This window comes from Bremerella volcania (genome assembly GCF_007748115.1).
GTDB classification, from domain to species: Bacteria; Planctomycetota; Planctomycetia; order Pirellulales; family Pirellulaceae; genus Bremerella; species Bremerella volcania.
Genome location: NZ_CP036289.1, coordinates 6,112,357 through 6,123,567, shown reverse-complemented (window position 1 = coordinate 6,123,567; position 11,211 = coordinate 6,112,357). Strand labels below are relative to the sequence as shown.

General features: G+C 56.9%; 8 protein-coding genes. 3 read left to right on the top strand and 5 right to left on the bottom strand.

The features are described 5' to 3' along the window. Positions 1-18: 18 nt before the first annotated feature. The 4 genes from Pan97_RS24485 to Pan97_RS24470 form a co-directional block, all read right to left on the bottom strand. Positions 19-1,029 (bottom strand): DUF1559 domain-containing protein, encoded by a 1,011-nt coding sequence (locus Pan97_RS24485; protein ID WP_144978646.1) that lies wholly within the window; start codon positions 1,027-1,029, stop codon positions 19-21. A 451-nt stretch (positions 1,030-1,480) separates the two neighbouring features. Then, positions 1,481-1,927 carry a carboxypeptidase regulatory-like domain-containing protein gene (locus Pan97_RS24480; RefSeq protein ID WP_144977379.1) on the bottom strand — a complete coding sequence of 149 codons (447 nt, stop codon included), beginning with the start codon at positions 1,925-1,927 and terminating at the stop codon, positions 1,481-1,483. A gap of 91 nt (positions 1,928-2,018) precedes the next feature. After that, positions 2,019-3,059: a DUF1559 domain-containing protein gene (locus Pan97_RS24475; protein ID WP_165698960.1), complete on the bottom strand. Its 1,041-nt coding sequence runs from the start codon at positions 3,057-3,059 to the stop codon at positions 2,019-2,021. A 338-nt stretch (positions 3,060-3,397) separates the two neighbouring features. Next, positions 3,398-6,115 carry a PQQ-dependent sugar dehydrogenase gene (locus tag Pan97_RS24470; protein WP_144977376.1) on the bottom strand — a complete coding sequence of 906 codons (2,718 nt, stop codon included), beginning with the start codon at positions 6,113-6,115 and terminating at the stop codon, positions 3,398-3,400. Positions 6,116-6,417: 302 nt separating this feature from the next. Here Pan97_RS24470 and Pan97_RS24465 point away from each other — a divergent pair, with 302 nt between their 5' ends. Both Pan97_RS24465 and Pan97_RS24460 read left to right on the top strand, forming a co-directional pair. Beyond that, complete coding sequence (locus Pan97_RS24465; protein ID WP_196782210.1) at positions 6,418-7,818, top strand: sulfatase-like hydrolase/transferase; 1,401 nt, start codon at positions 6,418-6,420, stop codon at positions 7,816-7,818. 179 nt (positions 7,819-7,997) lie between these two features. Next, complete coding sequence (locus tag Pan97_RS24460) at positions 7,998-8,402, top strand: DUF4259 domain-containing protein (protein WP_144977374.1); 405 nt, start codon at positions 7,998-8,000, stop codon at positions 8,400-8,402. Between the two features lie 156 nt (positions 8,403-8,558). On the opposite strand, the gene Pan97_RS24455 is transcribed toward Pan97_RS24460, so the two are convergent. Continuing rightward, complete coding sequence (locus tag Pan97_RS24455) at positions 8,559-9,440, bottom strand: M28 family peptidase (RefSeq protein ID WP_144977371.1); 882 nt, start codon at positions 9,438-9,440, stop codon at positions 8,559-8,561. Positions 9,441-9,776: 336 nt separating this feature from the next. Here Pan97_RS24455 and Pan97_RS24450 point away from each other — a divergent pair, with 336 nt between their 5' ends. Next, positions 9,777-11,006, top strand: a complete 1,230-nt coding sequence (locus Pan97_RS24450) for an outer membrane protein assembly factor BamB family protein (RefSeq protein WP_165698959.1) — start codon at positions 9,777-9,779, stop codon at positions 11,004-11,006. Positions 11,007-11,211: the final 205 nt, after the last annotated feature.

Genomic DNA, 11,211 nt, shown 5'->3' with positions numbered 1-11,211 from the left:
TGATAGGTCGATCGAGGACTAAGGTCTCTCGTAAGGAATGCCGTCGTTGATGGCGTGCATCATGGCCCAGGTAGGCTGATCGATCGTTTCGGCAATACTGCTGACGCTTCCGTCCACAAACACGATGTTGACGATGCCGGGGTGCAGCGAGCGAGCGACGGCCTGCGTGTTCGTGCAGCCTTCCCAGCATCCACCTCTTCCGTCGGCGAAGTCCTGGCAATCGAGAACGTCGTCGGAGTTGGCATTCCTATCGTTCGGGCCATGGCAGTCACCGCGTGAGAAGTTGTTCACGATGCTGGAACCGGAAACGCCCAATGCCCACACGCCGCGCTGGTCGGTAGCGACTTCACCGATCCGAATTTCATCCACGAGGGCGGAGTTGGAAGTTCCGTCGGTAACCGCCGACATGTTCTTACCTTTGTTGACGGTAAAGACGCCGTCGGAACTGATGTTCTGGCTGTACCCGTTGGGGGTCGAGGACTCGCCGTCATTCCACCACGATTGAAAACCGCCATTGGCCGCATAGTTGCCGCGTCCCCAGTTGCCGCCGATGCCGCTGTAGGGAGTTTTGGAGGCCGCGTCGCTCGGGCAGAGGTAGGCAGGAATCTCCTGGGCTCGCGCAAATTCGCCGTTGGGCAACGTCACATCGCGCTGCCACTTATCGACTGTGTTCGCGTTGTTCTCATTCACCTCGAAGAGGTCGTAGAGAGCCGACTGTTCGACGAACGGTAGGAACTTAACGGCCCAGTTAGGACCAATCTGATCCGATTCGTTGTTCCCTGCATAACCGTTGTTGTGGTTGTACAGTGCGGCGGGGAAGGCCAGGAATGTGTCGTGGTGATTATGTGCCGCCAGGCCGATTTGCTTGAGATTGTTTATGCACTGCGAGCGGCGTGCGGCTTCGCGTGCTTGCTGCACGGCCGGCAGCAACAGGGCAATCAGAACGCCAATAATCGCGATCACAACGAGCAGTTCAACCAGCGTAAAGGCTTTCCGTCCCCCAAGACGTATTGCAAGAGGCTTATACATTGACGAGGTTCCTTGATAAGAGTCAGCGAGGCGAAGAAGCGATAATGAGTAAAAGTTAAAATATGGAAAATGTGTGAGAAAAAGGACCTTCCGGGCTATAGAGCACCACAAATGCCAGTTTAGAGGAGAGGCAGCCTCTGGAGTGGTTATCGCTAAGAGCGATCTCGGGTGCAACTAAAAATACGACAAAAATAAGTTAAATAGCCGAGATCCTACGGGGAACACCGTAGGTGTAGGGGGGTGTGGTGAAATATGTCTCAATCAAAATGCGTTTATGCGGCATGGAAACGTGCGAAATCATTCAACGATGCCGATTTCATCTTTGGGCGTGGCAAATGATGGGGAGGCGGGCAACAGAACGTTCCCGCCCAGCGATTTCGAGAATGGTTGCTTACACCTGGCGAGCGTCACGCAATCGCGATTGGTGAGCCTGCCTCTGCTGCCGCACTTGCTAGTCGACCAAATCGATGTCGAACGTTTGATTGCCGCTGGCCGTCACTTCAAACTCCAGGGGCGTCGAGTCCATGGACATGTATTTCTTCGGCAGCATGTCCTTGTTCACGTAGGCTGGCTCGCCCGCGTTCTCGCCATCCTTTTGAACCCCTTGTTGAACAGGGACTAACTTCCGTACAGTCACTTTGTACTTACCGGCCATGGCGCCGTCACCGGTCTCGAACGTCGACAAAGCATAGGTACCGTCGGTGCCGGATGTGGCATTGGCGACTTTAACTTCCGAGGAACTCGGAAGAAACTGAATTGTCGCTCCTTCCACGGCTTCCCCCTTGTAGGTCACCTTGCCGGTGACCGGAGATGTGGGTGGATTGGAAGTGCCAGGTTCGCATCCCATCACGAACAGGCAAACAGCTGCCGCGCTCAACAACAGAACATTCTTGTTCATTAGGCTTCCCCCTTTTTGGGCTAAATCGTGGAACGAAAAAACGCCCGACCGATTGGGGTCGGGCGTTTGCTCTATCACATGGCATCGGCAACTAGTCAGTCACCGGCTCGCCACCATTACGACTTCCCAACGCACCCCAAATGCCATAGGGGGATTGTCCGGTGGTGAAATTGAAGCTCGCTCCCTGGTTGCCGGTGTCAATGGTCTCGGAGATGAATCGCACCGAACCATCCCCCAAGCACGTCAAGACGCCACCTGGATGCAGGCTGCTGGCACCTGGCAATGCAAACGTTCCATCATGGATGTTGCCGCTGTTGCCGTCCCCAGTACAGCTGACACTGTTCGGTGGAGCTGCGGCAAAGAAACCAGAAAACGGCGATCTTCCATCGTTCCAGCGTGCACCTTCGCTTTGCCCCGCCCAGGTCCCCGTAAGAGCAGCGGTACAAGTCGACGGCGAACTGTTGCCATCCAGCGTGATTTGGGCAAAAGCGCCTTGCATCGGGCGTGCATTGGATGCGTAGGCAATCCTCTCGGAAAACGCCATCGTGTTCGACAGGCCATCGGTAATGGAGGCGAAATTCAACTTGTTCTGGATTTGGTTGTTACTGACATTCCCTCGTTGGAACATGCCGCGGGTATTCTGCATCGGGCCGTCCCTATCAACCAGCCGATCTCCCAAGCACATCATGTAATTCTTCGAGCACTTCTGTGAGTCCTCAAAAGTGGCTGGGGGCACCGACGATGGACACGTAAAACCATCAAAGCTGAAATCGTTCCAATAGGCTCGGTCGTCCCATGGGTTCGCCCCCAAATCGGCTTGGATCTGTTCGTAGGAGTTGTTCTGCTCGAGGAAGGGTAGCAACAGGATAAATCCATTGCGACGTCCGCTATGGCCACCACCAATGTCTCGCAGCGGCGGCATGTACCCGTACGTATCGTGGTGATTGTGTAGCGAGAGTCCCAACTGTTTCAAATTGTTCGAGCACTGCATGCGGCGCGCGGCTTCACGGGCTTGCTGAACGGCTGGCAATAACAGGGCAATCAGCACACCGATAATGGCGATCACAACGAGCAATTCGACCAGCGTGAAGGCTTTCCGTTGGCCAAAACGCATTGAAAGAAGCTTATGCATGTACGAGGTTCCTTGAGGCGGAAAGGTGATAACAGAGAAAGAAAAAAACGGAGATAAGTGTATCAAAAAGAATGCACCGGTGGGGTCAGTGCCGTAAATGCTGATTCAGAGGAGGTAGTCATTCTTTACTATTATCGTAACGGGGCTTTAAGGGTGCAATTGTTGATAGGGGGAAATTGCGGGAAATCGCTGATAATCTACGGACAGGGCAGTAGATATAGGGGGAGTTGAGAAATATATCTCAATCAAAATATGCTTCTGCGGCATGCGGTCTCGTCATCTCGATGACGAAAACAGGCTGCTAGGAAGCCTGGGGGGTCTCGAATTTAGGAACGTTTTCACTTGCTGGGGGCGAATGTTACGCTGTCGAGATTCATCAGGCCCCCTTGCCGCTCTGGGTTGATGAACACGAGGTAGATATCGTGGCGGCCGGCCTGGGGCTCCATGGGGCAGGTAACGTCATGGAACGCATCCCAGCTACCGTTCACCTCGACCAGAGCGGAAGCAATAACCGGGCCGTCGAGCGAGTCCAGGCGGGCTTCAATCCGACCCCCTGACCCGGCCGAGGTGACCCGTAAGGTCAGGCTGCCGACGCGATCCAACGGGATTTGATTGAATCGGGCGAAGTGGTTGTGGTTGATCGCGCCGAGAAACTTGCCATCGGAAGCGGTATGACCGCCGAGCGTTCGCGGGCCGTTGATTTCGTCCGCGGCTTCCGCTTCGATCTTGCGTTGCCGCAAGAAGAGCTTGGCCGTGCCGACCAGCGGCGGAATCTCTCCGGCGCCTAAGTCTCGATAACTGGCTTCGAGCTGTACGTAGCCTGCTTTCTCGACCTCCGCGTCGGTGAGTTCAATGTTCCCGACGAAGCCATCGAACACGCGGACGGCGTTGTCCTTCTCCAGCGAGTAGACCCACGCGACCATGTCTCGGATTTCCTCGATCGAATGCTGCGAGTGGGGCAGCATGGGGACCTTACCCCAAACGCCGGCCGAGCCTTCACGGACACGCTTTACCGATGCTTCCAAGGCCTCGGCGTTGCCGCGATACTTTTCGGCGACCTTCAGGAAAGGAGGACCTACCCGCAGTCCATCGACCGCGTGGCAGTTGAAGCAGTCACTCTTCTTCATCAGTCGCAGGCCGACGGGGTCGTTGTCGCTGACGTCACCGCCGGGGCCGCGGGGAATGCTGCCGGTTCCCAGGGTCATGTTGACCGCCGTGCGGCGTGGTGCTTCGAGATCGATTTCCGGCGCGCCGGTTTCGTCCGCTTCTTCAAAGTCGGAGGTGCCATCTTCGACGTCGTTGACCTTCAACTGATAGTGAATGGCGGCCAGCGAGTCGAAGAAGTCGCCATCCCGCGGCGAAACGAACGAGACCTGGGGTCGTGCATTGCCTACGATCACGGGTACCGACGCGATTGCCTCGGCTCCCTGCGGATCGGTCACTTTCAACTCGACATTGAACACGCCGGCTTCTTCGAAGGTGATTTCCGGATTGGCGTCGTTGGAAAGAAGCTGCGGCGTGGGTTTCTCTTCCCCGGCACGATGGGCGTACCAGGCGTACTTCAAATCGTCCCCATCCTTGTCCTTGGTACCGTTGCTGAAAAGCCTCACGGCCAGAGGCTGTTTGCCGGTGTTGTTTTCGGCGGAGGCCACGGCACTGGGAGGCCGATTGCCGCGCACGTAGTCGATGCGCACCAGTTTGGCGTCGTCGTTCACGCCCCACGTCTCACCGTACTCGAGCATGTACAGAGCGCCATCCGGGCCGAACTGCATGTCGACGGGGCGCGTGAATTTGTGGTCGGGCATGAAGGGTTCCAGCGAGGCGATCTCGGAGTCGCCCGTCAAATGAACGGCCAGGATCCAGTGGCGAGACCACTCGTACACGAACAAGCAGCGGTTGAAATGAGGCGGAAACTTGGTCGTGCTGGGATTGGCCGCGTCGAAGTCGTACGAGGGACCCGCACATGCGGTGCGTCCGCCGGAGCCAACTTCCGGGAACTTCTCGAACGCGGCGCCGGGGTAATAGATGAACGCTTCGGTGGCCGGAGGCAACTCGCGAATCCCGGTGTTGTTAGGGGACTCGTTCACCGGGTGAGCCGGATCGAATTTCGCGCCGATCTTTTCGGTCGCGAAGTCGACGTCATGGTAGGCCTGATTGTCGGCGATGAAGTAAGGCCAGCCAAAGTTGCCGGCCTTCTTGGCCTGGTTGATTTCGTCGTAACCGCGAGGACCACGCGGGCCATCGCCGCCGGCATCGGGACCGACTTCGCCCCAGTACAGATAACCAGTTTTCTGATCGACATTGATCCGCCATGGATTGCGGCAGCCCATTACGTAGATCTCGGGATGCCCCTGCGAGCCATCCTTGGGAAACAGATTGCCATCAGGCACTTCATACGTGCCGTCGGCCAGGGGACGAATCCGCAACACTTTGCCGTTATAGCTGCGGGTGTTGGACGAGGACTTCTGGGCGTCCCAAGGGAACTTGTCGGCGCGTTCGTCGATGGGGGCATAGCCGTGCGAATCGCCATGCGGATGGGTGTTGTCGCCGGTGCCAATGAACAGGCAACCATCCGGGCCGAACTCCAGAGAGCCAGCATGATGGCAGCACTGTAGACGCTGCTCTTCGTACTTCAGCAGAACCTTTTCGCTGGACATGTCGAGTTTGCCATCGACAAGCGTGAAGCGGCTCACGTGCTGGCCCGAGAACTCCGGCGGCGAGTATTGCAGGTAAATCCAATGGTTGTCTTCAAAGCTTGGATCGAGCGCCAGGCCGATCAGGCCGTTTTCCTGAGCGGTAGTCACCACCACTTCACCGACCAGGTCCGTTTGTCGCTTGTGGGGATCATAGACCTTCAGTTGCCCTTGGATCTCGATGTAAAAGATGCGTCCGTCCGGAGCGACGGCCAGTTCCATCGGTTGTTTCAACTGGGTAACCAGCGTGGTGACTTCCAGACGCGAGGGATCAAACGGCGGCTCTTCCGCGGTTAGCGTAGTGAACGGAGCGAGCACGGTGCCCAGGCACAGAAGCAGACAAATCAAATTGGAAGAAGGCATCACGGCTTTCCTGAACAGCACAATCACGAAGGGAATATTGGCTGGCTGTGTGGGGAGAAATTTGGGAGGACGCGGCGGGAAAAAGATCGCGGACGAATCTTTTTGACTTTGGGGCGTGTTCGCTTCACGATAGTTGGTAAGGGAGACGTCGTCTACCTCAAGTCCATGAGTGGACTGAGGTTGCTACCGTTGCTTGGTACCATAGGTAATAATGAGACGATAACCCCGCCTGCCGAGTCATTCTCGTCCCACGCCGACATCCTTCCCCATAGATTATGGCCCTGCCTGCTGAAAGGTTACGCATGATTCGCCCTGCCCTGCTCTTTGTCGCTTTGATTTCGTATCTGGCCATTCCGCTGGCATTGATTGAGGCCGCCCAGAAGCCGAATGTGGTTATTCTTTTGGCCGACGATCTAGGATACCAGGATATCGGGTGCTACGACGGGCCGGTTAAGACCCCGGCAATCGATGCCCTGGCCGCTGGTGGAACGCGCTTTCAAGCGTTCTATTCTGGCTGTGCCGTATGTTCGCCGTCTCGAGCAACCCTTTTGACGGGTCGGCATCATATTCGCGCGGGTGTTTACAGTTGGATCCATGATGCCTCGCAGCGGTCGCACTTGCTGCTTCGCGAAAACACCCTGGCCGAGGTGCTCAAGCAAGAGGGGTACGCCACCGCGCATATCGGCAAGTGGCATCTTGGTCTGCCGACCGAAAAGTACGATAAGCCCACGCCTGACCAGCACGGCTTCGACTATTGGTTTGCGACCTGGAACAACGCCGAGCCCAGCCATAAGAATCCTCACAATTTCATTCGCAATGGAAAACCGGTCGGCAGGCTGGAAGGGTACTCGTGCCAGTTGGTCGTCGACGAAGCGATCGACTGGCTCGATCATCACCGCGACGCGAAGAAGCCCTTCTTTCTCAACGTCTGGTTTCACGAGCCCCACGCACCGATCGCCGCTCCGGAAGAGGTCGTCGTGAAGTATGGCAAGAAGAACGACAATGCCGCGATCTACTCTGGCACGATCGACAACACCAACCTAGCCATCGAGCGTCTGGTCGCCAAACTGCATGAGATCGACAAGCCGGAGAATACGCTGATCGTTTACGCTTCGGATAATGGTAGCTATCGCGACGATCGCACCGGCGGTCTGTGTGGGAAGAAGGGAGTGAACTGGGAAGGGGGAATTCGCGTTCCAGGTATCTTTACCTGGCCTGGGACCATTGAAGCAGGCCAGGTGATTTCCAACGAAACGCCGGCCGGGATCGTCGATATCTTTCCGACCGTCTGCGGTTTGCTGGGGGTCGATCCTCCCCAAGGACGTCACCTGGATGGGAGCAATCTGACACCTCTCTTAGTGCCCGGCAAGGCATCGTTTGCCCGGCATCAGCCGCTGTTCTGGCATCTGCAAAGGTCGCGTCCGATCGTTGCGATGCGCGACGGACGGTACAGCCTGGTAGCCCAGCGCGATTACGAGATGAGTAGCGACAACATGTTCCAGGAAAAATGGATTCCCCTGATCAAGAACGGAACCTATGCCAACTATCAATTGTTTGATCTGATAGACGATCCGCAGCAGAAACATGATTTGGCGAGGGAAAAGCCTGAGTTGTTGGCAAAGCTGAAAGGCAAACTACTGGAGATCAATGGCAGCATCATGGCCGATGGTGCGAACTGGCATCTCTCGGCAGAGGGGGAATAGTCTGCCTCGCGAGTCTTTCGCGATTGCCGATCCACCGATCGAGTTGCTGCCTGATAGTATTTCCGAAGTCTTCGAGAATTGTAATTATTTTCTTTGGGACTCATTCATCCGTTGTGTGATGCCTCGCGACATCGTATCTTGTGTGAAAAGGTCAGTCCACAAGTGGAGATTCTCTTTAAATGGGTGCTTGGGGGTACGAGATTTTCGACAACGACACCGCCTGCGACTGGCTCGACAGCCTGACGGTGTGCGACGATCTTTCGTGGATCGAAACGACGCTCGAAACGAGTATCAACGCCGAAGACCACCTCGACGTCGACCAGGCGAGCGAAGCCTTGGCGGCCTGTGAAGCGATCGCGCATCTCCGCGGAAGACCTGGCCTGCACGAGGCCTCGTTGGATCAACTCAACCGCTGGGTAGACAGGCATAAGCACCTCAACACGGACCACCTCGTCCCTCTGGCCACGCAGGCCCTGGCCCGCATCACCTCCGATGATTGCCAACTGAAGCAACAGTGGCAGCAAACCGATCAGTTCGAGCAATGGGTGGCGACGGTAGAAGACGTCGGTCGGCGCATCGTCTAGAGCGGTTCCAATTCATCTGTAGCGTCCTTGGCTGGCTGCGGCTGCGCGGGACTTCGTTGACCTGCATCGACGAATCTAGAGGATTCGCCTGCTTCGGTCGCCTTGTCCAGCTTGCCTCGCCGACGCCCATAACGCTACAGCTAACTTGGAAACGCTCTAAACAGCCAGTTTTCGCAAGGCACTCGCAACGCCTAACGCGACTTCGGTCATCGCGTCGTAGTCGAGCGTGTCAGGCGTATCGCTGGGCTGATGATAGTTCGGGTTACGCAAAAAGCTGGTATCGGTCAGCATCAGCGCTGGGTAGCCTTCGTCCCAGAACGAACTGTTGTCGCTGCGGCGAATCTCGTGGATCTTTTCCGGCAAGCAGATCGAGAAGAGGCTCATTCGCGAAGCCTTCTTGAACCCTCGGCGAAACGACCACGACAACTGCCACGAATGCAAGTTGCCGACCGCCCCCAGGAAGTTCCCCCGCTTGGGAAAGATCCAGTGCAGAAATTTGGGGATCGTATCAGGCACCTTCTGCGAGCCTGGTTCATGACGGAAGTAGCCTACCATCTCGAGGCACAGCATCGCGATCCGTTCCCCTCGCAGTTTGGCTTGACGAGCATGATGCTGGCTCCCCATCGAGCCCAGGCTCATGTAGGGAGCCTCTTCGCAGGCAAACGAGACGAAGCGAATCGTTTTTCGGGGATAGACCTCTTTCAATAGTCGGCTCGCCTCCAATAGTACCGCCACGGCCGAAGCGTTGTCGTCGGCACCCGGCGTGGTCGCGACCGTGTCGTAATGGGCCCCCAGAACAATCACGTCCCTGGCGGACTTGCCGGGGATTTCCACCACCAGGTTGGTCGCCGGACCGTCGGAAGACTCGTACGTCTCTTCACGCACCTCGTAGCCCATCTCTTTCCACTGTCCAGAAAGGTATCCGATCGTCGCCGTAATCGACTCAGGCTTGGCCAGAATCCGAGGACCAATCAAACCGGCGAGCCGATCGACATGGGTGCTGAGTTTTTTGCGAATGGGTGCGCGGTCGAATGTCATGAGTGCTCGTGCGGCCGATAAGTTGAGGTGGCCTGATTATAGGTAAAGCAGCAGGATGATCGCCAGCGACGGCGTGGGATGGCTCGCTCCGAGAGCTTCGCTTTGCCGGTGGAGGACCGCGCCGCTATTTGTGGCTAAATCATTTCGAATGAGTTACTGTGAACGCTGTTGTCGCACGTTTTGGCGCAACGCTTCCGAATTTGCCTCCCCTCGCAAGCCCCACGGTGAGTCATGCTTCGTCTCTTCACGCTTTCCTTCCGAATCTTGTCTCTTTCGTTTTCGGTTCTACTGATCGGGACCTCTTGTGATGCCCAGGCGCCGCAGGAACCGACTTCCTTGACAGCGACGGAAAGCGACGCCGCAACCTCTGATGATTGGCCCCGGTTTCGTGGCCCAAGTGGTATGGGGACGTCGGCGGCCACCGGTTTGCCGTTGACGTGGAGCGAGTCGGAGAACATCGTTTGGAAAACCGAACTCCCTGGCTCGGGAGCCTCGAGTCCCGTTACTTACGGTGACCATATCTACCTGACCAGCTACACCGGCTATCTGGTTCCCGGTCAGGACAGAGGGAGCCTGGACAACTTGCAGCGTCACGTGTTGGCGCTGGATCGCGCTTCGGGGCAGATCGTGTGGGACAAAGCCGTGGCTGCCAAGCTTCCTGAGGAAGAAAACATTCGCGATCATGGTTATGCTGCCAACACGTGCGTCGCTGATAAGAGCGGCGTGGTGGCGTTTCTCGGCAAGTCAGGAGTGATCGCTTACGATCATCAAGGAAACCAAAAGTGGCAAGCCGACGTAGGAAGCAACACCAACGGCTGGGGCACCGCGGCATCGCCGCTGCTGGTTGAAGACCTGGTGATCATCAATGCCAGTATCGAAAGTGAATCGCTGGTGGCGCTTGATCGAGCCACCGGCGAGCGGCGTTGGCAGGCCGGTGGTATTCGGGAGGCCTGGAACACGCCGATCATCGTCACCGCCGATTCCGGCCGAAAGGAATTGGTCGTCGCGCGGCACGGCGACGTCATGGCGTTCGATCCTGCGACCGGCGATTCGCTGTGGACCTGCAAGACCGGCATCTCCTGGTACATGGTGCCCACCGGTGTCGCGGCTGACGGGGTGGTTTACTTCGTCGGTGGTCGCTCTGGCACCGCGGCCCTCGCAGTGCGCGCTGGTGGCAGTGGCGACGTGACCGATACGCATCGCTTGTGGACAAGCAATGCCGGCACCAACGTTCCGTCGCCGATCTATCACCAAGGGCATCTCTACTATATCGATTACAACGGCAGCATCGCCTATTGTGCCGATGCGAAGACGGGAGAGGTGGTCTACCAGGAACGTCTGGGGCGGTTTGACCAGGTCTACGCTTCTCCTGTCATGGCTGAGGGGCGGATTTACTACCTCGCTCGCAATGGCGCCACACTGGTTGTCGCCGCACGGCCCGAATTCCAGCAGTCGGCCCGCAACGAGCTTTCCGACGGAACGCGCTTCGACGCCAGCCCCGCCGTCGACGGCAATCGCCTGCTCATTCGCAGTGGCAAATACTTGTACTGCATTGGAAGGCAGTAGAAGCAGCGCACTGAAACCGAGAACTTCCTGGAGATACGTTCTTCGCATGGCTTCGCTGGGGCAGTAACGCCTGCTTTGAAAGTCACCTGGAATTTTGCTGCGCCTGTAGAACATGGGAGTAAAAAATTTTTTGCAATTCTGTTGACTAGTCCTGTAGTCGGCGGCTAAGATGTGACGACAGCAGTAGTCAGAAAGGATCGTTTGA